This is a genomic window from Enterobacter sp. MGH120 (genome assembly GCF_001037725.1).
GTDB lineage: Bacteria > Pseudomonadota > Gammaproteobacteria > Enterobacterales > Enterobacteriaceae > Enterobacter > Enterobacter hormaechei_C.
In genome coordinates this window covers 3,526,632-3,552,410 of sequence record NZ_KQ089940.1, presented here as the reverse complement: position 1 = coordinate 3,552,410, position 25,779 = coordinate 3,526,632, and the positions used below count along the sequence as shown (strand labels likewise).

At 57.1% G+C, this 25,779-nt stretch carries 16 protein-coding genes and 1 pseudogene; 13 read left to right on the top strand and 4 right to left on the bottom strand.

What is annotated here, in order from left to right:
* The first annotated feature begins 81 nt into the window (after window positions 1–81).
* From mntR to iroN, 7 genes and pseudogenes are all read left to right on the top strand, one after another.
* Window positions 82–555, top strand: a complete 474-nt coding sequence (gene mntR, locus SK54_RS16570) for a manganese-binding transcriptional regulator MntR (protein WP_015571059.1) — start codon at window positions 82–84, stop codon at window positions 553–555.
* Window positions 552–1,661: an anion transporter gene (locus tag SK54_RS16565; RefSeq protein WP_048247626.1), complete on the top strand. Its 1,110-nt coding sequence runs from the start codon at window positions 552–554 to the stop codon at window positions 1,659–1,661. Before mntR ends, SK54_RS16565 begins: the two co-directional genes overlap by 4 nt.
* Before the next feature lie 101 nt (window positions 1,662–1,762).
* Window positions 1,763–2,857, top strand: coding sequence for an HlyD family secretion protein (locus SK54_RS16560; protein ID WP_039271277.1), 1,095 nt, complete (start codon window positions 1,763–1,765; stop codon window positions 2,855–2,857).
* Window positions 2,854–4,425, top strand: coding sequence for a DHA2 family efflux MFS transporter permease subunit (locus tag SK54_RS16555; RefSeq protein WP_015571056.1), 1,572 nt, complete (start codon window positions 2,854–2,856; stop codon window positions 4,423–4,425). The genes SK54_RS16560 and SK54_RS16555 overlap by 4 nt, the downstream gene beginning before the upstream one ends.
* Window positions 4,425–5,948: an efflux transporter outer membrane subunit gene (locus SK54_RS16550; RefSeq protein ID WP_017384913.1), complete on the top strand. Its 1,524-nt coding sequence runs from the start codon at window positions 4,425–4,427 to the stop codon at window positions 5,946–5,948. Before SK54_RS16555 ends, SK54_RS16550 begins: the two co-directional genes overlap by 1 nt.
* A 102-nt stretch (window positions 5,949–6,050) precedes the next feature.
* Window positions 6,051–7,092, top strand: a pseudogene (locus SK54_RS16545) (aldo/keto reductase).
* 346 nt (window positions 7,093–7,438) lie between these two features.
* Entirely contained in the window at window positions 7,439–9,613 is a 2,175-nt protein-coding gene (iroN, locus tag SK54_RS16540; RefSeq protein WP_023303341.1) for a siderophore salmochelin receptor IroN, read from the top strand.
* Window positions 9,614–9,657: 44 nt separating this feature from the next.
* Here the strand turns inward: iroN and SK54_RS16535 are convergent, their stop codons facing one another.
* The 4 genes from SK54_RS16535 to iroB all read right to left on the bottom strand — a co-directional run bounded on the left by SK54_RS16535 (window position 9,658) and on the right by iroB (window position 16,933).
* Window positions 9,658–10,602 (bottom strand): alpha/beta hydrolase, encoded by a 945-nt coding sequence (locus SK54_RS16535; RefSeq protein WP_015571052.1) that lies wholly within the window; start codon window positions 10,600–10,602, stop codon window positions 9,658–9,660.
* Between the two features lie 83 nt (window positions 10,603–10,685).
* Window positions 10,686–11,915, bottom strand: a complete 1,230-nt coding sequence (locus tag SK54_RS16530; protein ID WP_017384910.1) for an esterase family protein — start codon at window positions 11,913–11,915, stop codon at window positions 10,686–10,688.
* Between the two features lie 101 nt (window positions 11,916–12,016).
* A complete protein-coding gene (iroC, locus tag SK54_RS16525; protein WP_048247624.1) occupies window positions 12,017–15,676 on the bottom strand; it encodes a salmochelin/enterobactin export ABC transporter IroC in 3,660 nt (1,219 codons plus the stop codon).
* A 141-nt stretch (window positions 15,677–15,817) separates the two neighbouring features.
* Window positions 15,818–16,933, bottom strand: a complete 1,116-nt coding sequence (gene iroB / locus SK54_RS16520) for a salmochelin biosynthesis C-glycosyltransferase IroB (RefSeq protein ID WP_017384908.1) — start codon at window positions 16,931–16,933, stop codon at window positions 15,818–15,820.
* Between the two features lie 670 nt (window positions 16,934–17,603).
* Here iroB and SK54_RS16515 point away from each other — a divergent pair.
* The 6 genes from SK54_RS16515 (at window position 17,604) to SK54_RS16490 (ending at window position 25,765) form a co-directional block, all read left to right on the top strand.
* Complete coding sequence (locus tag SK54_RS16515; RefSeq protein ID WP_048247623.1) at window positions 17,604–18,791, top strand: macrolide efflux RND transporter periplasmic adaptor subunit EtsA; 1,188 nt, start codon at window positions 17,604–17,606, stop codon at window positions 18,789–18,791.
* Window positions 18,788–20,728, top strand: a complete 1,941-nt coding sequence (locus tag SK54_RS16510; protein WP_023296167.1) for a MacB family efflux pump subunit — start codon at window positions 18,788–18,790, stop codon at window positions 20,726–20,728. Before SK54_RS16515 ends, SK54_RS16510 begins: the two co-directional genes overlap by 4 nt.
* Before the next feature lie 3 nt (window positions 20,729–20,731).
* Entirely contained in the window at window positions 20,732–22,099 is a 1,368-nt protein-coding gene (locus tag SK54_RS16505; RefSeq protein WP_048247620.1) for a macrolide efflux RND transporter outer membrane subunit EtsC, read from the top strand.
* Between the two features lie 184 nt (window positions 22,100–22,283).
* On the top strand, window positions 22,284–23,660 hold the full coding sequence (locus tag SK54_RS16500) for a glycoside hydrolase family 1 protein (RefSeq protein WP_048247618.1): 1,377 nt from the start codon (window positions 22,284–22,286) through the stop codon (window positions 23,658–23,660).
* A 51-nt stretch (window positions 23,661–23,711) separates the two neighbouring features.
* The gene (locus SK54_RS16495) at window positions 23,712–25,034 is read left to right on the top strand and encodes a PTS sugar transporter subunit IIC (protein WP_023296170.1); all 1,323 of its coding nucleotides are present in this window, start codon (window positions 23,712–23,714) and stop codon (window positions 25,032–25,034) included.
* A gap of 14 nt (window positions 25,035–25,048) precedes the next feature.
* On the top strand, window positions 25,049–25,765 hold the full coding sequence (locus SK54_RS16490; RefSeq protein ID WP_015571043.1) for a GntR family transcriptional regulator: 717 nt from the start codon (window positions 25,049–25,051) through the stop codon (window positions 25,763–25,765).
* The last annotated feature ends 14 nt before the right edge of the window (window positions 25,766–25,779 follow it).

Sequence of the window (25,779 nt, the reverse complement as noted above, 5' to 3'; positions counted from 1 at the left end):
TTTTGTGCTTGTAGAGCTATGGTTTACAATGTGCGCTCCGTTACAGGGCGCTGGAAGCGTCAACCCCATTGAGGAAGCACAATGAACCGTCGCGCAGGTAAGCCAACAACAAAAAAAACGACGCAACTGGTGAACGTTGAAGAGCATGTGGAAGGCTTCCGCCAGGTGCGTGAGGCGCACCGCCGGGAGCTGATTGATGATTATGTCGAACTGATCTCTGATCTGATCCGTGAGGTTGGAGAAGCGCGCCAGGTGGATATGGCCGCACGCCTGGGGGTATCGCAGCCAACCGTTGCCAAAATGTTAAAACGTCTGGCGTCGGTCGGGCTGATCGAAATGATCCCCTGGCGCGGGGTGTTTCTCACCGCTGAGGGCGAGAAGCTGGCGCAGGAGAGCCGCGAGCGACACCAGATCGTCGAGAATTTTTTACTGGTGCTGGGCGTCAGCCCGGAAATTGCCCGTCGGGATGCCGAAGGTATGGAACACCACGTCAGTGAAGAGACGCTGTTGAAGTTCCGCGAGTTTACGCTCAAATACGGTCCCTCCGCTGAATGAACATCCCCGGCTTGCAGGCCCTGAGACGCGATCGCTTTTTCCATCTTTTACTGATCACTGGCGTTGGGCTCAGCGTCTTTGTGCCCTTCACGCCGCACACCTGGCCGGCGGCCATAGACTGGCGCACCATTATTACTCTGAGCGGTTTGATGATGCTCACCAAAGGCGTGGAGCTGAGCGGCTATTTTGACGTGCTGGGGCGCAAAATGGTGCGCCGCTTCGCCACCGAGCGCAAGCTGGCCCTGTTTATGGTCTTTTCGGCGGCGCTGTTGTCGACGTTTCTCACTAATGACGTGGCGCTTTTTATCGTGGTGCCGCTTACGCTCACGCTGCGTAAGCTGTGCGAAATACCGGTTACCCGTCTGATTATCTTTGAAGCGCTGGCCGTCAATGCGGGCTCGCTGCTCACGCCTATCGGTAACCCGCAGAACATTCTGCTGTGGGGACGCTCCGGCCTGTCGTTTACCGCGTTTACCGGGCAGATGGCGCCGCTGGCGCTGGCGATCGTGGCGTCGCTGCTGGCGGTGGGCTGGTTTGCTTTCCCGAATAAATCGTTGCAGTACCACAGCGGTACAACCGGCCCCCAGTGGCAGCCGCGTCTCGTCTGGAGCTGCCTGGGGCTGTATATCGTTTTCCTTATCGCGCTGGAGTTAAACCAGGCGCTGGCGGGCGCGCTGCTGGTGGCGTGCGGCTTCCTGTTCCTCGCCCGGCGGGTGCTGGTGAGCGTTGACTGGACGCTGCTGCTGGTGTTTATGGCGATGTTTATTGACGTCCATCTCCTGATCCAGCTCCCTGTATTGCAGAACGTTCTCCATAGCGTCAGCGGTCTGTCACAGCCGGGATTATGGCTGACGGCGATTGGTCTCTCGCAAGTGATCAGTAACGTGCCGTCCACCATTTTGCTGCTTAACTATGTTCCCCCAACGGTACTGCTGGCGTGGGCGGTCAACGTCGGCGGCTTTGGGCTGCTGCCTGGCTCGCTGGCCAACCTCATCGCCCTGCGGATGGCCAACGATCGCCGCATCTGGTGGCGCTTCCATTTATGGTCAATCCCGATGCTGCTCTGGTCAGCGGCGGTCGGTTTCGGACTATTCCTTCTCATATAGTGCGCAATTTGTCAGTTTTTCCTGGCAAATGTATAGCAACGTCCTAGCTTTAGTGAACGGCATAGTGTGATGCCGCTCACTGACAGGACTGTTGCTGAACTATGGCAGAAGATCAAAACCCACCTGCTGACAAGCAGGATCAAAACAATAACGAGCGCAAGCGCCCGGGGAAAAAACCGTTAATTATCCTTGGCATCGTGGTCATCGTGATGGTGATTGTGGCGCTGGTCTGGTGGTTTTTAACCCGTAACGAAGAGACCACCGACGACGCCTTCACCGACGGCGACGTAGTGACCATTGCCCCAAAAACGGCAGGCTACGTCACCGAACTTCGCGTGCGGGATAACCAGCGCGTGAAGAAAGGGGATGTGCTGGTGGTGATCGATCCGCGTGATACCACCGCCCAGCGCGATCAGGCCCAGGCCCAGCTTGGGCTGGCGGTTGCGCAGTTGCATCAGGCGCAGGCGCAGCTGGCGCTCTCGAAGGTGCAATATCCCGCTCAGCGCGATGAAGCCAAAGCCCAGGTACTGAAAGCCCAGGCGGATATGGCCAACGCGCAGGCGGAGTACCGCCGTCAGCGCGGCGTTGACCCGCGCGCGACCACGCAACAAAGTATCGATGCCGCGAACGCTCAACTGCGGAGTGCCCAGGCGGGTCTGGCCAGCGCGCAGGCGCAGCTGGAAGTGGCGGAGCAGGTTCAGCTGCAAATCCGCCAGCAGGAGACCAACGTCGAAGCCCGCGAACGGCAGGTCGATCAGGCCAGAGCGCAGCTGGAAACCGCCAACCTGAACCTCTCTTATACCGAAGTCCGCGCCCCGTTCGACGGTTTTGTCACCAAACGCAACGTCCAGCCCGGTACGCTGGTGCAGGCAGGTACGGCGCTGTTCTCGCTGGTTTCCCCGAACGTGTGGGTGGTGGCGAACTTCAAGGAGTCGCAGCTTGAGCGCATGAAGCCGGGCGACAAAGTGACCGTGTCCGTCGATGCCTGGCCGGATATGGAGCTGGAAGGCCATATCGACAGCATCCAGCAGGGCAGCGGCTCGCGCTTCTCCGCCTTCCCGTCGGAAAACGCCACCGGTAACTTTGTGAAGATCGTTCAGCGCGTGCCGGTGAAAATCGTCATTGATAAAGGGCTGGATCCGAACAAGCCGCTGCCGCTGGGGCTGTCGGTTGAACCGAAGGTCACCGTGGAATGACGGATCACAGCCACGATAACTGGAAGCCCGCCAGTAACCCGTGGGCGGTGGCGATTGTGGTCACCCTGGCGGTGTTTATGGAAATTCTGGACACCACCATCGTCAACGTGGCGTTGCCCCACGTCGCGGGGTCGCTCTCGGCCAGCTATGACGAATCCACCTGGGTGCTCACCAGCTACCTGGTGGCGAACGGCATCGTGCTGCCGATTTCGGCCTTTCTGAGCCGCCTGTTTGGTCGCAAGCAGTTCTTCCTGATCTGCATTGTGATGTTCACCATCTGCTCGTTCCTGTGCGGCATCGCCACCGAGCTATGGCAAATCATCCTGTTCCGCGTGATGCAGGGGTTCTTTGGCGGCGGGTTGCAGCCTACCCAGCAGTCGGTGCTACTCGACTACTTTAAGCCGGAGGACAGGGGCAAAGCCTTTGGCCTTTCATCCATTGCCATTATCGTCGCGCCGGTACTCGGTCCCACGCTGGGGGGCTGGATCACCGATAACTACTCCTGGCGCTGGGTGTTCTTTATCAATATCCCGGTAGGGATTGTGACGGTGCTGGCCATCTATCAGCTGCTGGAAGATCCGCCATGGGAGAAAAAGTCGGAAGAGAAGCTCACCGTCGACTGGACGGGGATTGGCCTGATCGCCCTCGGTCTTGGCTGTTTGCAGGTGATGCTCGACCGGGGCGAAGATGATGACTGGTTCTATTCGAACTTTATCCGCACCTTCGCAGTACTGACGCTGGTCGGCATTATCGGCGCGATCTACTGGCTGATGTATGCCAGAAAGCCGGTGGTGGATCTGCACTGTATGAAGGACCGCAACTTTGCGATCTCCAGCCTGCTGATGGCGGGGATGGCGATGATCCTGTACGGCAGTTCGGTGGTTATTCCGCAGCTGGCGCAGCAGGATTTGGGCTATACCGCCACCTGGTCCGGGCTGGTGCTCTCGCCCGGCGCGGTGCTGATTGTGCTGACCATCCCGCTGGTGCTAAAGCTGATGCCGGTGGTGCAGACGCGCTGGATCATCGCCTTCGGCTTTACCTGCCTGGCGGTGTCGTTCTTCTGGTCCCGCACGCTGACGCCGGATATCGACTTCGAAACGCTGGTGCTGTTCCGCAGCGCGCAGTCGATAGGGCTGGGGTTCCTGTTTGTGCCGCTGACCACCATCGCCTTTATCTCGATCCCGAGGCGGCTTAACGCCGACGCGGCGGCGCTGTTTACCATGTTCCGCAACGTGGCCGGCTCGATTGGGATTTCGCTCTCGACGGCGGCGATCACCGAGCGCTCGCAGGCGCACAGCGCGCATCTGGCTTACCACGCTTCGCCGTTTAACGAGCAGTTCCAGCTGGCGATTCGCGAAAGCGCCCAGGCGATCCAGAACTTCACCACTCAGGTGGGCGATCCGACCGGCATTGCCACCGGGCGGATGTACCAGACGATGATCGAGCAGTCGCGCTTTCTGGCCTACATCGACGTCTTCACCATTCTGAGCGCGGTGGCCCTATTACTGATTCCGTTTTGTTTGTTGCTCTCGCCGGTTAAGAGCGAGGGGAGTGCAGGAGCACACTGATGATACACAGACGTTTACACCCCCTGATGATAATGATGCTGCTGGTGGGCTGCGCCGTCGGGCCGGACTACCAACAGCCAGCACCGCCCGCCACCACGCACTGGAACGATAAGGGCGACAGCGCGGTGAAATCGCAAACTTCCTCCGCGGCCACTAACCCGCGCTGGTGGAAAACCTTCGGCTCGCCGCAGCTCGACAGCCTGATTGAACGCGCCATCGCCGGGAATCTGACGCTACAGCAAACGGTATTACGCATTGCCGGCGCGCGCGAACAGATTAACCAGGCCGGCGGGGCGTTTTTCCCGTCGGTGAATGGCAATGTGCAGGCGACGCGCCAGCAGCTTGGGCTGGAAGGGGAGCTGAAATCCCACGGCGTGTATGACCAGTTGAATAATGTCGATCCTGAACTGCGGGGCGCGTTAGGCCCGCTGACGCAGCCGATAAACCTCTATCAGGGCAGCTTCGACGCCCAGTGGGAAATCGACCTGTGGGGCAAGGTGCGCCGTCAGGTAGAAGCGGCCGAGGCGCAGCAGCGGGCGGCGATCGAGCAGCGTAACGATGCGCTGGTCTCGCTGGAAGCCGAAGTGGCGCGGGCGTGGCTACAGCTGCGTGGGGCGCAGAGCATCATTGCCACGCTTAATACGCAAATTGAAAGCGCGCAGCAGACGCTGGATCTGACCGAAAGCCGCCAGCGGGGCGGGCTGTCGCCGCAGATGGACGTGGAAAATGCCCGGGCGCAGCTGGGCAATCTTGAAGCGCAGCTGCCGCAGTATCAGGCGCAGGAACGCCAGGCGATGAACGGGCTGGCGATCCTCCTTGGTAAGCCGCCGGGCGCGCTGGATGCCGAACTGCAATCCGTGCAGCCGATGCCCGCCCTGCCGGATATTGTGCAGACCGGTATTCCGTCCACCCTGGCGCGCCGTCGCCCGGACGTGCGCGAAGCCGAGGCGAATCTCCATGCCGCCACGGCGCAGATTGGCGTCTCGGTGGCAGAGCTGTTCCCGAGCTTTACCCTCTCCGGACAGTTTGGCCTGCGTAACAGCGAATCTAACTGGCTGACCGACTGGAGCAGCCACTTCTACAGCTTTGGCCCGCAGGTTTCCATACCGATTTTCCAGGGCGGTCGGCTGGTCTCCAGCGTCAAGGTGGCTCGCGCGCAGCAGGGGGCGGCAGTGCTGGACTATCGCCAGACGGTACTGACGGCGCTCGGCGACGTTGAAAACGCGCTGGTGAGCTATCGCACCGACCAGCAGCGTGAAGCGGGCCTGGCGAAAACCATCGACGCGTTGCAAAACGCTTTTGATCTCGCCAGCGACAGCTACCGGCAGGGGATCGCCAGCTTTATCGACGTGCTGGACGCCCAGCGTCAGCTCGCTCAGGCCGAACAGCAGCGGGCGCAGGCGCAGGTGCAGAGCGCGCTTGACCTGGTGGCGCTCTACAAAGCCCTCGGCGGCGGCTGGGAGCCATATCAGCAGGTGCGGCTGCCAGACTACAGCGTCTTTGGCGACGCCCCACGCGGATAGATTCAGAGGATTGGGCAAGAAACGGACAGGAACGCCACATTCGCGATGGCTGGGGGGCGGGTATAACTAACAGACACCCAATCGACATGCGAGGAAAGCGTTATGCGTTATCAAAAACTGGGCAATACCGGACTGTTTGTTTCTGAACTCTGCCTCGGCACCATGACCTTCGGCGGTGAAGGCGGCATGTGGGGCAAAATTGGTCAGCTTCAGCAAAGCGACGCCGAGCAGCTGGTGGGCCGCGCGCTGGACGCCGGGATCAATTTTATCGACACGGCAGATGTCTACTCGGAAGGGCGTTCAGAGGAGATCACCGGGCAGGCGCTGAAGAACCTGAAAATTCCGCGCGAAAACGTGGTCGTTGCCACCAAGGTGTTCGGTGAAACCGGCACAGCGGGGGGTGAACTCGCGCGGTAGCTCGCGCTATCACATCATCAGCGGCGTGAAGGAGAGCCTGCGTCGCTTGCAGCTGGATCATATCGATCTCTATCAGCTGCACGGTTTCGACCCCGCGACCCCCATCGAGGAGACGCTTTACGCGCTGGATAATCTTATGCAGCACGGTCACGTACGCTATATCGGCGTCTCGAACTGGGCGGCATGGCAGATTGCCAAAGCGCTCGGCATCTCTGAGCGTCTGGGGCTGGCGCGTTTTGCCTCATTGCAGGCGTACTACACCATCGCCGGGCGCGACCTTGAGCGCGAACTGGTGCCGATGATGCAGAGCGAAGGCGTCGGGTTGATGGTATGGAGCCCGCTGGCGGGTGGTCTGCTGAGCGGAAAATACGATCGCGACGGGCAGAGCGCGGCCGGTAGTCGTCGCCTGGCGTTCGACTTCCCGCCAGTGAATAAAGATCGCGCCTTCGACTGCGTGGACGTGATGCGTACCATCGCTGAAAGTAAAGGCGTTTCCGTGGCGCAAATCGCGCTGGCGTGGCTGCTGCACCAGAAAGCGGTGACCAGCGTCATCATCGGGGCGAAACGGGTCGATCAGTTGGATGACAACATTGCCGCAACCGGCATTCAGCTGAGCGATGATGAGCTGAAACAGCTGGATGCGGTCAGCGCGCTGCCGCGCGAGTATCCTGGCTGGATGCTGGAGCGCCAGGGCGAGTACCGTCGCAATCAGTTAGCGCAACAATAACCTTTCTTTCCCCGGTGGCGCTTGCGCTTACCGGGGCTGCGTTCCCTTGTAATGACATATTAACGTTATGTCACTACACGAAATACCAATGGGCTGTTCTCTTCTTCCGCTGTTTCAGTATGCCAGCTTTACGAACGCACAGGGTGGTACCCGGGAAGAATCACTCCGGGCCAATGCGTGCGTTTCATTAATGCGCGCATCCGTGTATTAAGGATTGCCTTAATCCTCTCCAAATGATATTAATTATCATTCTTATTATAAAAATAATGGCAGTTTAAAATATCTGGCAAGGATGTGAGCTTAACGATCGATCACTTTTACGTTAGGCATGTATTAGGGAATGGGTATGAGAATTATCAAGATCTTCTGGCCGCTCACTGCGCTCCTGGCAGGGTTGAACAGTCAGGTATCACTGGCAAAATCCTCCGATGATAACGACGAGACCCTGGTGGTGGAAGCCACCGCTGAGCAGGTACTCAAACAGCAGCCGGGCGTGTCGATTATTACCAGCGAAGATATTAAAAAGAACCCTCCGGTCAACGATCTCTCCGATATTATTCGCAAAATGCCCGGTGTCAATCTGACCGGCAACAGCGCCTCGGGTACACGTGGTAATAACCGCCAGATCGACATTCGCGGCATGGGGCCGGAGAACACCTTAATTTTAATTGATGGTGTGCCGGTGACGTCGCGCAACGCCGTGCGTTATAGCTGGCGTGGAGAGCGTGATACCCGCGGCGACACCAACTGGGTGCCACCGGAACAGGTTGAGCGTATTGAAGTGATCCGCGGCCCTGCGGCGGCACGCTACGGTTCGGGCGCAGCGGGCGGGGTGGTGAACATCATTACCAAACGCCCTACCAACGACTGGCACGGTTCGCTGTCGTTATACACCAACCAGCCGGAAAGCAGCGACGAAGGCGCTACGCGTCGCGCCAACTTCAGCCTTAGCGGGCCGCTGGCTGGCGATGCGCTGACCATGCGCCTGTACGGAAACCTGAATAAAACCGATGCCGACAGCTGGGATATTAACTCCTCGGCCGGTACGAAAAACGCGGCCGGGCATGAAGGGGTGCGCAACAAAGATATTAACGGCGTTGTCTCGTGGAAATTAAATCCGCAGCAAATTATCGATTTCGAAGCCGGATATAGCCGTCAGGGGAATATCTATGCGGGCGATACGCAAAACAGTTCTTCCAGTGCCGTCACTGAAAGCCTGGCGAAATCCGGCGAAGAGACGAACCGCCTGTACCGGCAGAATTATGGCATTACACATAATGGTATCTGGGACTGGGGTCAAAGCCGTTTTGGTGTCTATTACGAGAAAACCAATAACACCCGCATGAATGAAGGATTATCCGGAGGCGGTGAAGGGCGTATTTCGGCGGATGAAAAGTTCACGACCAATCGCCTGAGCTCCTGGCGAACCAGCGGCGAGCTTAATATTCCGCTGAATGCGCTGGTCGATCAAACGCTGACCGTGGGTGCGGAGTGGAGCCGCGATGAGCTCGACGATCCTTCCTCTACCAGCCTGACCGTGGATGACAGTGATATCGGCGGCATTTCTGGCTCGGCTGCGGATCGCAGCAGTAAAAACCATTCCCAAATCAGTGCGCTGTATATTGAAGATAATATTGAGCCGGTTCCCGGCACGAATATCATTCCCGGCCTGCGCTTTGATTATCTCAACGAGTCCGGCGGTAACTTCAGCCCCAGCCTGAACCTCTCGCAGGAATTGGGGGATTACTTCAAAGTCAAAGCGGGGATTGCCCGAACCTTTAAAGCACCAAACCTGTATCAATCCAGCGAAGGTTATCTGCTCTACTCGAAAGGCAACGGTTGTCCAAAAGATATTACATCGGGCGGCTGCTATCTGATCGGTAATAAAGATCTCGATCCGGAAATTAGCATCAATAAAGAAATTGGGCTGGAGTTCGCCTGGGAAGATTACCATGCCAGCGTGACCTACTTCCGCAATGACTACCAGAATAAGATCGTGGCCGGCGATAATGTTATCGGGCAAACCGCTTCCGGCGCATATATTCTCCAGTGGCAGAACGGCGGGAAAGCGCTGGTGGACGGTATCGAAGCCAGCATGGCGTTCCCGCTGGTGAAAGATCGTCTGAACTGGAATACCAATGCCACCTGGATGATCACCTCGGAGCAAAAAGACACCGGTAACCCGCTGTCGATCATCCCGAAATACACCATTAATAACTCGCTTGACTGGACCATCACCCAGGCGTTCTCTGCCAGCGTCAACTGGACGTTATACGGCAGACAAAAACCGCGTACTCATTCGGAAACTCGTAGTGAAGATACTGGCGGTCTGTCAGGTAAAGAGCTGGGCGCTTATTCGCTGGTGGGGACGAACTTCAATTACGATATTAATAAAAATCTGCGTCTTAACGTTGGTGTCAGCAATATCTTAGATAAACAGATTTACCGATCTTCCGAAGGGGCGAATACCTATAACGAGCCTGGCCGGGCTTATTATGCCGGTGTTACCGCGTCATTTTGATCGTAGTGTTACAGGTGTACTGCCCGCGTCAAGGCGGGCAGTGTTTAGCGGCTTAATGAATGACAGCCTGCTGTGTTACCTGCGTTTTCACCACTGATATCTAACAGCGCTCCGCGGAAGGAGGCGTTGAACATCGGCCCGTGTCCCAGGTTTGGGAAATCCCAAAAGGCGGCATTGACGCCTTTATCTTCCAGCGTGGCGAGGGTGGCATGAATTTTCGTCAGCACTCCGGCAGCATGCGTTTCCCGGTTATCGCCCGGTGTCGCCGAACCTTCCATTATCATCAGGCGCCTGGCGCAGTATTGCGACGGCTCAACCGCCGTGATGCGGCTCAGTAGCGCATCATGGCCTCTGCCCAACGACGGGCTGGCGCTGTAATACGTCCGGAAATAAGGGGAAGACAGCCATGCATCCAGCACGAACAGGCCGCCGTAGGAGTGCCCCCACAGGCCGCGACGCTGCCGATCGATATTCAATCCCTGTTCCACCTTTGGCGCTATACGCGTTTCCAGTAACTGGCGGAAGTCGTTGCTACCCCCACTCTTACGGCTGCGGGTATCCGTTTTGCCGCTTTCTGCTGCTGGCGTATAGTCGTAGGCCCTGCCGTTGAGATCGAAGGGGAGGTTGGTCTGATACCCGACAGCCACAATCACCGGCGGTGATTTTTCTGCCAGCTGTTTGAGCAGGTCGTCGTTCAGGCGGTCCATAACTGCGTTGCCGTCGAGCATATATAAAATCGGGTAGCCCGACGCCGGTGCGGCTTTATTTGGCACGGCCGTCCATACCCGATAATGGCGGCTGCCATCGGCGGAGTCGAACGAGTTGACGCTGAAATGGTAAAACGCAGAGCCTTTATCGGCGATATTCGGCCCCAGTGGCTGCATATCCGGCTTTGCGAAAGCGTGCGCATTCCAGATAAGGGTGAGACCAGAAAGAAGAGTGACAAGCGCCTTGCGTGAGCGTGTTGGGCGATACTCGCGGGCATACATCTGATGTTTATTCCTTTTCCGCAGGTGACATTTTCTTTATTCAGGAAGCCTGTACAGTTGCCTGAAAGTGTTCGCGGGTCAAGTCAACCCTGGAGTAAACCAAGCCCGTCAATCAGTGCGCCGCGCCACCATGCGTAATCGTGACCCCCGGTATACATTGCGCAATGGCTGTCGACGCCAGCGGTAAGCAACTGCTGATGCAGCCGCTGAACGTGGGGTACCGTCGAACCTTCCAGCGATCCCACGCACAGGCGGATGCGCACGCCCTGCGGCGGGGCAGAAAGCAGATGTTCGCTCACCCATGACGTATCGGTTTCGCTGAACACGTTTGGCCGGCTGGCACCCTCTGGCGTCCACCACATCGAAGGGGAGTGGCTGAGCGCCAGCCCGAACGTTTCCGGTGCGTAACGAGCGGCCATGAGCGCGCTGACCCCGCCGAGGCTCTGTCCGGCCAGCACGGTGCGCGAACGGTCTGCCCACCGCCGCTGCGGGTGTTCGGCGCGGATCGTCGGCAACAACTGGTCGGCGATATCCTTTATCAGCTCGCTGCGCCCGCCGAGTATCGCAGTTCGCTCGTGTTCATCGATATTGTCGATGCCAAGTACAGCCACAGGCACGATGCGTCCGTTGTTTATGGCGGCGTCAATTGCCGCGCATACGCCAAGGTGATCGAACCAGGTTTCACCATCGGGCAGTACCACCAGGCCGAGGGGCTGCGAAACATCAACGTCCGGCAGATAGAGCCGAACCCGGCGCGATTCCCCGGCGAGAGTGCGCGCCGAGGTAAGCAATTGCCCGCTGGGTGACCCGCCGCGCCATTCGGACTGGGCGGGGGCTTTATCAAGCGCCAGCACCGACTCCTGTGTGCTTCCCCGAACGTTGATCCCCGGCGTTTTGTTTAGCGGATCGGCGTGCCCGACGAGGGTAGCAAAGCGGCCTCCGGACTGTGCAATCGTCTCGGCCGGGGTGCCGGGGGGGATTTCCACCAGCGAATAGGAGCCGCAGTAGCTTGCGGGTAAACGCAGTGTCAGAGTCCAGATATCCGTTGCGGGAAGGGCGGTCATCATCCCTTTCGCCACGTGCTCTTTATCCGTCACCCGATTCAGACGCAGATAAACGCCCTGTAGAGGGTGCCTGGCGCGCCACAGAAATGTCACATCACGCTCGTCTTTCGCTCCGTCGACTGGCGTCACCAGCGGTACATTTAGCGACTCAGCGTCTCGCCAGAAGTCAGAAAGGTTAGCAATGTGGCCTGCTGCCAGCTGGCTGCGCAGCCTGGCGATAGCAGAGGGATGTTGTTGCATGTTCAGCATTCACTCTCTTTGAATATGAAGGGTGTCAGTATAAATAGCTAAAGCGGCTATTCCGGGAACAGCCGCTTTAGCGCGTGTTTTGTAATGTCTTACGTGCGCAATTACTCTTCCACGATTTCCCCCGTGATGTCGTGCTGGCGATGGGGAACAGAGCTGCCGACGCTGTCATGCCACAAGCGGGTGTAGAGGCCGCCGGCCGCTAACAGCTGTTCGTGGGTGCCGTATTCCGCAAGCTGCCCCTTATCGATAACGGCAATCAGATCGCAGCGCTGCGCGGTGGTCAGACGGTGCGCCACAATCAGCGCCAGGTGCTTCCCGGCGTGCGCGACGTCTGTTAACGATGACATCAATCGCTCTTCGGATGTGCGATCCAGGCGTGACGTGGCTTCATCGAGCAGCAGGATGTGAGCATTCGCCAGTTGTGCGCGGGCCAGCGCAATCAGCTGGCGCTGACCTGCGGACAGATCGGCACCGCCGTTATTCACCGGTGTGCGGAATCCCTGCGGCAGATTGCGCACCGTCTCATACAGCCCTGCCTGTTGAGAGGCAATCTCAACGTCGTCATTGGTACTGGATGGCCGTGAATAACGAATGTTTTCCGCGATATCACCACTAAACAACGCCACATCCTGATCGACCAGCCCAATCTGGCGACGGTAATCGGCAAGCGAGGCATCATCAATTATCCGATCGCCAATGCTGATCCTGCCGTGGGTGGGGGAATACAATCCGGCGATCAGCTTAATCAGCGTTGACTTACCCGCACCGCTGCGACCAACGACCGCGACGACCCTTCCCTCAGGGATTGTCAGGGTAAGTTTGTTCAGCGCGGGTTCAGGGCTGTCGGGATAACTGAACGTGACCTCATCAAGATGCAGCGCGCCGGTGGCGGGCGGTGCGGAAGAGCGCTCGATGTTCTCTGTGCCTTCGGTCGCCAGCAGTTCATTAATATGTTTGCCGCTGGCCGTCGCCTGCTGCCAGGCGTCGACAATTCCTGATAACTGCTGCACTGGCCCATAGAATTGCCCCAGCAGCAGGAAGAAAGCCGCCAGCACCCCGGCGGTCATTTCGCCTTCGGCGACTCGCGATGCACCCACCAGAAGAACGGCGGCATAGGAGGCCTCGGTGCAGAAGGTCAGGAACGGGAAATAGACGGCAAGGTATTTTTGCGCACGTACGCGGGTCGCACGGAACCGATCCGATAACGCGCGCAGCCGGGCGGCTTCCTGTTCCTGCTGGCCATGCGATTGCACAACGCGCAAGCCGGAGACTTTCTCCTGCAGGGTGCTGTTGACTTTGCCTATTTCCAGCCGCGCCTGCGCATAAGCAGGGGAGCTGAGGCGGCGATAAATCCAGGTTGCCAGTGCGACCACTGGCACCGCGCTTAATGCCGTCAGCGCCAGGAGCGGGTCGAGCCAGAACATGGCGGCGGCGATGGCGAACATTGTCACCAGGCTGGTGGCTGCACCGGCAAGGCCGTTTTGCAGAAAGCGGGCGAGAGAGTCCACATCTACGGTCATGCGGGTCAGACGCGAATCGACATGCTTTTCATGCCAGGGGAGACCAAGACGCAGCATATGGCCGAAGCTGCGCAAGCGCACCGTATGCTGGACTGACTCTGCCGCTCTGGCGGCGAAGACAGTCTGTAGTGAATAACAGCACCAGCTCACGGCCACCAGGCACAGGGCGAATAGGGCACAGAGGCCGATAGTCGACATATCGCCTGTGGCAACGCCGGAGTCAATGCCGCGCTGCAGCAGTATCAGTACCCCGACGCCTGCGGCCGAATCGAGGGCGATCAGCAGGGCGGCGATGACGAACATCCACGCCACGGGCTTCAGCAGCGACGTAACTTTGCGGCCTTTACCGGCCAGCGCCTGCTGTACTGCATTTTCCGGCACGCGCGTCATACGGGCGACAAAGCCTTTATCCCCCGTCTGCGCCGCATCGTCTTGTGCCGCTGGTACGGTCGGCCACAATCCGTTAGGCCCACTGTGGGAAGGCGCGAGGAAATCGCCGTCGCCGGTCATCAGCGCGCGGAACGCCGGACAGCGCGCTTCAAGTTCTGCCTGGGTTCCGGTGTCCACCACCCGGCCCTTATCCAGCACCACAATCCGGCTGGCTAACTGAAGCGTCGAACGGCGTCGGGCAATCACCAGCAGCATATGCTTTTCGTCAGCATAGCGACTCAGCGCGGTGTTGATCTCCGCTTCAGTACCGGCATCGACCGCCGAGGTGGTGTCATCGAGGATCAACACTTCCGGCGCGGTAATGAGCGCCCGTGCCAGCGCGATTCGCTGCCTCTGTCCGCCGGAAAGATTCGTACCGCGTTCGGTTAATTGGGTATCGAAACCTTTCGGCAGGGCGTTGATAAAATCGCTGGCTCCTGCTGCCCTCGCCGCGAGGCGAATGTCGTCCGCCGTTGCCTGAGGGTGCCCGTAGGCGATATTTTCCGCCACCGTACCGGCAAACAGAAAAGCATCCTCAAACACAACGCCTACCCGACGACGAAGCGCCTCCAGCCTGAGATCGCGGAGGTTCTGTCGGCCTGCGCTGGTGTTGAGCCATATCTCTCCGGCGCTGGGATCGTAAAAACGCGCCAGCAGCATCAGCAGCGTGGATTTCCCGGAACCCGATGCGCCCACTACCGCCACCGTTTCACCGGCGTGCAGGGAAAAGGAGACATCGCTGAGGATGCGTCTGCCGCCACGGTACTCGAAGCTCATATTCTCCAGTTGCAGCCCGATAACCTGACCGTTAACCGCCTCCGTCCCGTCTTCCATCTGCGAACGGGTGTCGATCAGAGCAAACACGCGCTCCACGGACGCCTGGGTGCGCTGGGCGATAACCAGAAACGATGCCAGTACACGGGTTGGCCCGGTCAGCATCGCGAGGAAGCTGGCAAACGCCACGAAGGTGCCGAGATCGATGCGCCCGTGCATAACCGACCAGCCGCCGTAGCACAGCAGGACGATTTGCCCGAGCACCGGTAGCGCCAGCATGGTGGCGCCTGGCATCGCCTGCGAGATGGCCGCGCCGATGCGTACCCGCACCATCTGCCGCGACTGGCGATCAAGCCAGCGCGTTTCACGCAGCTCCGCCACGCAGGATTTTACCACTGAGATCTGCGCCAGCACCTCGCGCATATGTTCGGTGAGATTTGCCAGTCGGTCCGAGGCCAGCCCGGTTTGCGCGAAGACCCGGCGACGAGCACGCAGCGCAGTGATAGCCAGGCATGCCAGTACGCACACGACGATGAGCGTCATGGCGGGTGACATCCACAGCATCACGGCAATGCCGGCAATGTAATAAGTGAACACCGCCAGCGGCACCGGGCACATCTGTAGCAGGGTATGCACCTGCTGCAGATCGCTGTTGGTTCGTGAAATCACCTGCCCGGTGCGCAGTGCGTCCTGGCCTGCGCCGTCAAGTTTTTGAATACTGTCGAATGCCCGTCCTCGCAGGGTGTGCTGCACCCATAGCGAGAGCTCCCCGGCATAACCGCGGCGCACGTAGTTACCGATGAAATCAAAAAAGGCAATCAGCAATAGCCCGCAGGCCAGCCACGGCAGACGAGTCGGATTGCCCGCCAGCGCGTCGTTCACCGCTTGCCTTGTCAGCAACGGCGTCAGCGCGGCCAGCAGAATGGTCGAGACCGACGCTACCACTACGATGATGCTAAGTTTCTTACGTTCCCAGCACACGCGTGCCAGTCGAACTATCCAGGACCGCGCAGGAGTGGGAGAGTGAGTCGCAGGCATTAAGCCTCCTCCGTCTGTAAACAATAGGATCCAAGTCGGATCGCTGTGCAAAAAAAAGCGCCAGCCCGATCCGGTCCCGCATTGTTACGGGCGTATCTCCTGGATGCGTGCTGGCGTATGATCGTCATGACGGCGTAGTGGCTACCCTTTCTGTACCCTCGCGATCAGGCTTTTCGCCACCTCGCTCGGACAGGGTTGCGCTGCCATTTCCGCCGCTACCTCTTCAGAGGCGTCGCGAAGCGCGCGATTGTCGAGGAAAGCATTGATCATGCTGCTCGACAGGCCGTCGTCGCCGGGGATGATCCCGCAGCCGCGTTCGACAACAGCGCGGGCATTTACCGGGCGATCGGCACCCTGGCCGAAGACGATCTGTGGAATACCGGCGTGCAGCGCCGTCAGGGTATTGCCCGCGCCACCATGATGAATGAAGCCATCTGCGCCGTTCAGGAAGGCTCCCATGGGTATCCAGTCGACCAGGCGAACATTTGAGGGCAGTGAGCGCAGATCCGACCGCGCATTGGCCGAAAGATGCAGGATGATCTCGGCATCGACTTCACTGGCGGAATCCATCACCCAGGCGATCAGGTCAAGGCCGTCGACCATCGGTTTGACGGTACCGAGACTCACCAGCAGACGTTTACGGTCGGGCGTCCTCTCCCACCACGGTTCCCACACCGCGCCGCCGTTGTACGGGACGTACTGCATGGGAATAATGGGTTCTCCGTCGTTTTCAAGAATGCTCATGCTCGGTGGTGTTACGTCGATCCAGGCCATATCGCGCGGTGCGGCCCCAACGCCGTGGCGATGATAGGCGTCCGCGAGCGAACGCGTTACGCCTTTGATATGCCAGGGCGTATGGCCGAAGCCGACGGTTTGCATTACGACCGGTATATCGTATTTGGCGGCAATCAGAGGCCCGATGACGCCGAGCGGCGGGTAGATGATGAGATCGGGCCGCCAGTGTCCGGCAAACTCCACCAGGTGGTCGGCCATCTCTTCGCTGAAGAATGAGAAGTTGCCCATTTTTGTGCCGATGTTGCTTTCTTTTCGCTGTGCCTCGCGGCGGCGATAGTCAGCTTCAGAATCAAAACCGGGTGCGGCGTCAAATACCACCAGCCCTGCTTCTGCCGCTTTTTGGGCGAATTTTCCTCCGCTGGCGATCAGCACTTCATGGCCGTTAACGCGAAACGCCTGTGCCAGAGACAGCACAGGATACAGCAGCCCATAGAGAGGCGGGCCTACAAACAAAATACGCATGAGAAAATCCCTCTCCGCTTGACGAACTAAATCAGGAAGTCGACGCAGTCATATGCCAGCAGCAGGACGTTAATTTTCGTTAAGCCTGCTTTGACAGACGCTGCGTCCTTTTTGAGTTTCACCAGCCTTACGAACGGTCCTGTCGCTGACTATTCCGTGACGTAGGCTGGTGAATCGGGAATTCCTTGTCCCGGCTTCCATTAACGCTTACGCGCCGTTGTCCTTTTGAACAGCCCAGGCGGCGTCGTGCTGCCACGCCGCGGTGTTCAGATGCATTTGTTGAGTGTGAGACCGTTCAACAAACCTGGAGAGGCTTGTTTCCTGATACCTCTGTATACCTTGCCAGATAAACCATCAGTGCAAATGCTAATGATAATAATTACTATTATCATATGTGAGTTGCAACTATAATTAAGCACTTAATGCACAATGAATCGATTATGGGAAAAATCGCAGGTGGGGCTCAGCAAAAGGGGACTCTGTGGATTTAGGCACAAAATCCCACGCTTGCGGCGGTTTACAGGCGGACCTGGTGATTCTGTGTAATTGATGGCGGGGGTCTATGATGACGCTACTTCACCAAATAGCGCGGGTTTACCTCCCGTAAATACTGGCGATGTTACTATGATGCCTGATTCACTGCTGTTTATCGTTATGGAAAACCTGCGTAATGTTAACAAAATTCCCTCCCCGACGCGTAATGACCTGTGCTGCGGCTCTGCTAATTATTTTTAGCATCGCCTTGTTCTTCTTCCTGAGAAGCCCCGAGGTTCCTGAGTATGTTACCGCTCCAGTACGCATCGGCGATATTGAAAACGCCGTACTTGCTACCGGTCGAATTGATGCAATTGAGCGGGTCAACGTTGGGGCACAGGTTTCTGGCCAGGTTAAGTCGCTGAAAGTGAAGTTAGGCGATCGTGTCACTAAAGGACAGCTCATCGCTGAAATTGATGACGTGCCGCAGCGTAATGATTTACGCAACGCAGAAGCTGCTCTCAACGTGGTAAAAGCGGACCTTCAGGCTAAGCAGGCGCAGTTGAAGCAAGCCTCATTGCGTTTTAAGCGCCAGCGCCAGATGCTAAATGAGGATGCCAGCTCAAGAGAAGATTTCGAAACGGCTGAAACCACGCTGGCCAGTACCCGCGCTGAGTTATCGGCACTGAACGCCAAACTCGTCCAGGCGCAAATTGATGTTGACAAGAAAAAGGTCGATTTGGGTTATACAAAAGTTGTTGCTCCCATGGACGGCATTGTTATTGCCGTTGTCACCCAACAGGGCCAAACGGTTAACTCCAGCCAAAGTGCGCCGACCATTATCAAACTCGCACGTCTGGACGTGATGACAATTAAAGCCCAGATCTCTGAGGCGGATATCACGCGAATTTCACCGGGACAGAAAGCCAGATTCACCATTTTCTCTGAGCCGGATAAGCATTATGACGCCACGTTACGTACCGTTGAACTGGCACCTGAGTCGGTTATGAAAGATGATAGCCTTGCCAGCAGTAGCTCAGCCTCAGGGTCAGGCACGTCAAATGCTTCGGTGTACTACAACGCGCTGCTGGATGTCCCCAATCCAGAAAATCGACTGCGAATTGCCATGACAGCACAGGTGACCTTGCTGGCTGGAGAAGCTAAAAATACGTTACTGGTGCCGATTCAGGCTGTGCACAAGGTGAGTGGCAACAAACAGCACGTGCAGATATTGACCAGTGATAAGCGGCTGGAAACCCGTGAGGTCAAAACCGGCATTACTAACAGTGTGGATATCCAGATCCTGGACGGTGTAAAAGTCGGGGAACATGTTGTGTTATCGCAGCCGGGTGAAAAAGCGCCCGGGGAAGGGTTTGTATCTTGAGTAATATCATAGAACTCAAGGGCATCAGCCGCACCTACAGGAACGGTGGACAGGATCTCACCGTGCTTAAAGGGATTGATTTGACTATCGCTGCTGGGGAGATGGTCGCGATCATCGGCGCCTCCGGTTCCGGTAAGTCAACCCTGATGAATATTATGGGCTGTCTCGATGTCCCTGATTGTGGCGATTACTTTATCAGCGGTCAAAATGCCGCCCAGCTTTCACCTGACGATCTGGCAAGGATCCGCCGTGAGCACATCGGTTTTATCTTCCAGCGTTATCATTTAATGCCCGACCTGAGCGCGTTAAGTAACGTTGAAATTCCGGCGATTTATGCCAACAGTGAGCGCGAAAAGCGCCGTCTGCGCGCGGCGACATTGCTTGGAAGACTCGGGCTGGAAGGTCGTGAACATCATAAGCCGGGAGAGCTTTCAGGCGGCCAGCAGCAGCGTGTGAGTATTGCCCGCTCGCTGATTAACGGCGGTGAAATCATTCTGGCGGATGAACCCACCGGCGCGCTGGATACGCAGTCCGGTCAGGAGGTACTGTCAATACTCAGTGAACTGAATCAGCGTGGCCATACCGTGGTTATGGTGACACATGATATGAAGGTAGCGCAGCATGCTAACCGTATTATTGAGCTGCGTGACGGTGAAATTATTTCTGATACCGGCAGTCGTGTTACCTCCGGGGTTGCCCTTAAACGACCTGACAGCGTTCAGCAAAGCTGGTGGCAAAGTATTGTTGACCGTACCCGTGAATCCCTGCACATGGCGTTAAAAGCGATGAATGCGCATCGCCTGCGCACGACGTTAACCATGACGGGCATTATTTTTGGTATCGCCGCGGTTGTTACGGTGGTGGCACTGGGAGAAGGCGCGAAACAGCGAACCCTTGATAATATCAAGGAGCTTGGAACCAACGTGGTGAGCATCTACCCGGGAAGGGATTTCTTTGACGACAGCACTGAAGCCATTCGTACTCTGGTCCCGGCAGACGCCGAAGCATTAGCAAAGCAGGGGTTTGTTGACAGCGTCAGCCCCGAAGTTAACGCTTCCGACAACATTCGCTTTCTGGGTAAATCCGCTACCGCCACGATCAATGGCGTTGGGCGCGATCATTTTCGCGTAAACGGTATTGAACTGTTGCAGGGATCAACTTTCCAGGACGATCGAAATGCCTCGCAGGAAGTCATCATTGATGAAAACGCCCGCAAGGCGTTATTTGACGATGCGGGACTCAAGGCACTTGGGCAAATCGTTTTTCTGGGTTCCGTGCCTGCACGGGTTGTCGGCATCGCCAAAGGGAACAGCCGAAGCTATGCGCCTAATCGCATTAACGTCTGGATGCCTTACAGCACGGTGATGTATCGAATGACAGGAAAACCGGTGTTGACCAGCATCAGCGTAAGGCTTAAGGATGATGTTGCCAACGAGGCAGCGGTCAGCGCTATTTCTCAGCTTCTCACTCAACGCCACGGCGTGAAAGACTTCCAGCTTTATAATTTCGAGCAGATTCGACAATCAATCGAACGGACCTCAATGACCTTTAGCATCCTGATTCTGATGGTGGCCTGCATCTCGCTGATGATCGGCAGCATTGGGGTGATGAATATCATGCTGGTGTCGGTCACGGAACGGACCCATGAGATTGGCGTACGAATGGCGGTCGGTGCGCGTCAGGGCGATATCATGCAGCAGTTTATGATTGAGGCTGTGCTGGTATGTCTAATAGGAGGAGTGTTAGGTATTGCACTGTCGTATGCCGCCGGAGCGCTGTTCACCGCGCTGGCAGGGGGCATTTTCACCGCCATTTATTCGTGGCAGGCCGCTGCTGCCGCATTCTTCTGCTCAACTTTAATCGGCATGATCTTTGGTTATCTCCCTGCCCGCAAGGCAGCAAGGATGGATCCGGTCGTTTCACTGGCCAGCGAGTAACCCATGAAAATATTATCCCCTTTAACGGTATGCCTTGCTGTCCTGCTTAGTGCTGGCTGCGCCGACCCTCTGAAAAGCGACTATCAGCCTCCTGAGGTGAAATACCCTGCCAACTGGTATCAGGCGGATGCTGCGGAGGAGAGGATGCCGTTCGACTGGCAGGCCTTTAACGATCCAGACCTCGACGGCTGGCTGCGGCAGGTGATGGTGCGCAATAACGATGTCGCTGGAGCAGTATTGCGTGTTTATGGCGCCCGCCTGGAAGAAGAGCGGATTGGCATCACAAACGATCCGGGACTAAAAGGTTCGCTCGCGCTTGACGGTAAAAAACAGCTGAACAGCTCAGCCCACTGGACCAGGGGCAGCGTTGCCAGTATTAATACCAGCTATGAGCTGGATCTGTGGGGCAAAATAGCGCGGCAGCGCGATGCGAAGGCGTGGGCACGTTTTGCCTCGGAAGAGGATCTGCGTTCTGCACGCCTGACGCTGCTTTCAAATGCCAGTAATAATTACTGGCGCTTAGGCTTTATTAACCAGCAGCTGTCTGTCCTGCAACAAAGCATCGACTATGCAAAAGAGACGCTGCGCCTGGCTAACGCGCGCTATGCCGCGGGCGGTGCCTCCTCTCTGGATGTTGTGGATGCTCAGCAGGGCGTGCTTTCGCAGGAAAACAGGCTGGCGGCGTTGAAGAATGAACGTTTACAGGCGCTCAATCAGCAAGCCGTTTTGCTTGGAACCGCGCCGGGCAGCGCGATAGTCGAACCGAAAACGTTACCAATGGGACCACTGCCGCAGGTCAGTGGAAAGATCCCGGTCAACGTGCTGCGGCATCGACCCGATATCAGCGCTAAAGAGTGGCGGGTACGGGAAGCATTGGCCACCGTTGATGTCCAGCGTACTGCATTTTATCCAGCGTTTAGTCTGACCGGCTCGCTTGGCACCAGCAGCAGCCTTATGGCCTTCCTGGAAAATCCTGTAGGCTCTGTTGGAGCAAACCTGACCCTGCCGTTCCTGGAATGGAGAGAAAGGGGCATGGACGTGAAGATTGCCCGCAACGACTACGAGCAACGGGTTCTGGAGTTTAAACAGGAACTTTACAAGGCGATGAGTAGCATAGAAGATGCGCTTGCTTTGCGTCATCAACTCCTGGAACAGGAGACGCTTCTACGTGAAGGCCTGGAACTGGCGAAAAAATCAGAGAGGTTAAACGAAGTTCGCTATCGCCAGGGCGCGGTGCGAATTTCTTTCTGGCTTGATGCTCAGGAGAAACGCCGTCAGGCCGAACTGGCACTGTATGAAAATCGCTTTAACCAGTTAAATAATCTGGCAAAAATCTATATGGAGTTCGGCGGTTCGGTATCTTTCCCCTGAATTGCGCAGACTCATTTACGTCTGGCAGCAATATGACTTGCTGCCAGGGCGCAGTTCGCAAGAGATCCCTCGTCATTATTCAAACCCATCTCACAAAAATCGCTCCTCCCCTTTGATCGAAATTTCATCTCCGGCTATATGACTAGTCATATCATTTAAATGACTAGTCATATAGGAGGCAACCATGAATCAATCACTGCCAGCCAACTTCTTATGGGGCAACTCGGTGTCGAGCATGCAGACGGAAGGGGCCTGGAATGAGGGCGGAAAGGGGATGTCGGTGTACGACATTCGCGAAGCCGGTGAAAATATCTCTGACTGGAAAGTGGCCACCGACTCCTACCACCGCTACCGGGAAGATTTCGACCTGATGCAGGATCTGGGCATGAACTGCTACCGCTTCCAGATCTCCTGGAGCCGCGTCTGCCCGCAGGGTGACGGCGAGTTCAACGCCGAAGGCATCGCGTTTTATGACCGTTTTATCGACGATCTGATCGCCCGCGGTATCGAGCCGATGGTCTGCCTCTACCACTTCGATATGCCGCTGGCGCTGGCGCAGGAGTACAACGGATTTAACGATCGTCGCGTCGTGGAGGCGTTTATCCGCTACGGCAAAAAGATGATCGACTGCTTTGGTGACCGGGTGAAGTACTGGCTGACCTTTAACGAGCAGAATATTTTCCACATGCCGATAGCCTTCCGCATCTCCGGCTATATGAAGGGGGAGGAAACCCTGCGCGAGCTGTACGAAGTGCAGCATCACACCATGGTGGCGCACATGGCGCTGACCGAGTACCTGCACCAGACTAAGCCGGGCAAGCTGATGGGCGGCATGCTGGCGCACCAGCTGATTTATCCGGCCACCTGCAAACCGCGTGACATCTTCTGCGCCCAGCAGTACGACGAATTCCTCAACCAGAACCTGCTGCGCGTCTTCGCGGGCCAGGGCTACAGCCCGGCGGTGATGGCGGTGGTGGAGCAGGAAGGCTTCGGCGATATCTACCGCGCAGACGATCTCGCGCTGTTTGCGCGAACGAAGAACGACTTTATGGCCTTCAGCTACTACGCCAGCAAAACGCTGGACAGCGATGCCATCCCGGAAGGCACGCCGGTGAGCTATTACCTGCTGCACGGCGAGAAAAACAATCCGTACCTGAAGGCCACCGAGTGGAACTGGCAGATCGATCCGCTGGGCTTTCGCACCATCATCACCCGCTATGCCAACGACTGGCGGATGCCAGTATTCCCGATTGAGAACGGCATTGGGGTGATTGAGTCCTGGGATGGCGTAAACCCCATAGAGGATACCTACCGCATCGACTACCACCGGGCGCATATCGAGGCCATGAAAGAGGCGATGTTCGAGGACGGGGCAGAGGTATTGGGCTATCTCGGCTGGGGGTTGATTGACATTCTCAGCTCCCAGGGTGACATGCGCAAGCGCTACGGCGTGGTCTACGTCAACCGTGAAAATCACGACCTGAAAGACCTGAAGCGCGTGCCGAAGAAGAGCTATGCGTGGTTAAAACAGGTAATCCATACCAACGGACGCGAGATGTAAGCCGTACGCTGCCGGGCCGTTTTTGTGACTGATTGATGGGAACTATCCGCTATGTCTGAAACAAAAATAACACCGCACATGCAGTCTTTTGTCGATAAATTTGTTGAGTTCTCGGCGCGCCTGGCAAACCAGGTGCATCTTCGCTCCCTGCGCGATGCCTTCGCCACGGTAATGCCGATTTTCATCCTTGCCGGTCTGGCGGTGCTGGTGAACAACGTGGTGTTTCCCTGGATCTTAGAGGGCGACACGCTCACGCAGTTTAAGGTGTGGGGCGAGGCGATCATCAACGGCACGCTGAACATCGCCGCGCTGCTGCTAGCGCCGATGATCGCCTGGTCGCTGGCGCGCAACAAAGATTTCGACAATCCGGTCTCGGCAGTGGTTATCGCCGTCAGCAGTTTCATCATCATGATGCCGATGCGCTTACAGATTACTCCCGTCGGCAGCGACGCCACGGTAAACGTTACCCAGGTGCTGACGTTCGCCAATATCGGCTCCACCGGGATTTTCGCCGGGGTGCTGATTGGGCTGCTCTCAACCGAGCTGTTTATCGCCATTTCACGGCTGAAGGCGCTGCACATTTCTCTGGGGGAGAACGTACCGCCAGCGGTGAGCAAATCCTTTACCGCGCTGATCCCGACGATCCTCACGCTCTCCCTGTTTGCGGTGCTGGCGGCTATACTGGCGAACGTGCTGCACACGGATCTGATCCATCTCATTACGACATTTATTCAGCAGCCGCTGCGGCTGATCAACACCAGCCTGCCCGGGACGATCTTCATTTACAGCTTCGGTAACTTCCTGTTCACGCTCGGTATTCATCAGTCGGTGGTCAACAGCGTGGTGCTGGAGCCATTCCTGCTGATCAATACCAATGAGAATATGCTGGCCTTTGCCAACGGCCAGCCGATCCCGCACATCATCAACAACATCTTTGTGCCGACCTTTGGCATGGTGGGCGGGACGGGCAGCACTATCTCATTGCTGATTGCTATCTTCATCTTCTCAAGACAGAAATCAGCGAAGCAGGTGGCGCGTCTGTCGCTGGCGCCGGGTCTGTTTAACATCAACGAGCCGGTGATTTTCGGCCTGCCGATAGTCTTCAACCTGCCGCTGATGATCCCGTTTGTGCTGCTGCCCGCTATCGGGATTTACTTTGCGTGGCTCTGTACCACGCTGGGGCTCATGTCGCGCTGCGTGGTGATGATCCCGTGGACGACCCCGCCGATCCTCAGCGCCTGGCTGGCGACGGCGGGGGACTGGCGGGCGGTGGTGGTGCAGTTGGCAATCATCGTATTTGGTGTATTCTTCTACCTGCCTTTCCTCAAAGTTGCCGAGCGAGTGGCGTTGAAAAACAGCGGGACAGAACACTAATTTAAGGAAGGACGATGGCGGCGAAGTACATCACCATAGCGCGGGAAATTAAGAAACGCATTATCACCCAGCAGTACGCCGCCAATGAACCTCTGCCGGACCAGTTTGCGCTGGCGGCGGAGTTCAGCACCAGCCGGATGACCATTCAGCAGGCGATGCGTCAGCTGATCGTAGAAGGGCTGGTCTATACCCGACAGGGGCAGGGCACGTTCATCCGCAAAAATTTCCTCCAGCTTTCCCAGTGGGATCTCTCCGGCAGCGACTACTTCGGGGCGACCAAGACCTGGGAACATTTAGGCACGGTGACGAGCCAGGTGGTGCACTTCGAACTGCGCTTCCCGAACGAGAAAGAGCAGGCATCGCTGATGATAAATCCGGATACGCCGATCTATGACTTTATCCGTCTGCGTTTACTGAACGGTGAGCCGATGTCTCTGGACGCTACGGTAATGCCGCTCAATCTGGTGCCCGGTCTGAACAAAACCCATCTTGAAAGTTCGGTATTCCGGTATGTACAGGAGACGCTGGGGCTGAAGATCATGGGATCGTATCGGGTGGTGCGGGCGCTGAAGCCCAGTGCGCTGGATATGCAACACCTTGTCTGCGAGCCAACCGACCCGGTGCTGGAGGTAGAGCAGGTGATCTATCTTGAAGATGGTACGCCGCTGGAGTACGCCCATTGTCACTATCGCTATGACCATGGCGGCATCGTTATCGTGAATAACGGATAAAAAAAAGCGGGCCC

Bases quoted from the DNA above. Each gene is read 5' to 3' on its own strand.
- mntR (WP_015571059.1), top strand. From the start codon at position 82: ATGAACCGTCGCGCAGGTAAGCCAACAACAAAAAAAACGACGCAACTG.
- SK54_RS16565 (WP_048247626.1), top strand. From the start codon at position 552: ATGAACATCCCCGGCTTGCAGGCCCTGAGACGCGATCGCTTTTTCCAT.
- SK54_RS16560 (WP_039271277.1), top strand. From the start codon at position 1,763: ATGGCAGAAGATCAAAACCCACCTGCTGACAAGCAGGATCAAAACAAT.
- SK54_RS16555 (WP_015571056.1), top strand. From the start codon at position 2,854: ATGACGGATCACAGCCACGATAACTGGAAGCCCGCCAGTAACCCGTGG.
- SK54_RS16550 (WP_017384913.1), top strand. From the start codon at position 4,425: ATGATACACAGACGTTTACACCCCCTGATGATAATGATGCTGCTGGTG.
- iroN (WP_023303341.1), top strand. From the start codon at position 7,439: ATGAGAATTATCAAGATCTTCTGGCCGCTCACTGCGCTCCTGGCAGGG.
- SK54_RS16535 (WP_015571052.1), bottom strand. From the start codon at position 10,602: ATGTATGCCCGCGAGTATCGCCCAACACGCTCACGCAAGGCGCTTGTC.
- SK54_RS16530 (WP_017384910.1), bottom strand. From the start codon at position 11,915: ATGCTGAACATGCAACAACATCCCTCTGCTATCGCCAGGCTGCGCAGC.
- iroC (WP_048247624.1), bottom strand. From the start codon at position 15,676: ATGCCTGCGACTCACTCTCCCACTCCTGCGCGGTCCTGGATAGTTCGA.
- iroB (WP_017384908.1), bottom strand. From the start codon at position 16,933: ATGCGTATTTTGTTTGTAGGCCCGCCTCTCTATGGGCTGCTGTATCCT.
- SK54_RS16515 (WP_048247623.1), top strand. From the start codon at position 17,604: ATGTTAACAAAATTCCCTCCCCGACGCGTAATGACCTGTGCTGCGGCT.
- SK54_RS16505 (WP_048247620.1), top strand. From the start codon at position 20,732: ATGAAAATATTATCCCCTTTAACGGTATGCCTTGCTGTCCTGCTTAGT.
- SK54_RS16500 (WP_048247618.1), top strand. From the start codon at position 22,284: ATGAATCAATCACTGCCAGCCAACTTCTTATGGGGCAACTCGGTGTCG.
- SK54_RS16495 (WP_023296170.1), top strand. From the start codon at position 23,712: ATGTCTGAAACAAAAATAACACCGCACATGCAGTCTTTTGTCGATAAA.
- SK54_RS16490 (WP_015571043.1), top strand. From the start codon at position 25,049: ATGGCGGCGAAGTACATCACCATAGCGCGGGAAATTAAGAAACGCATT.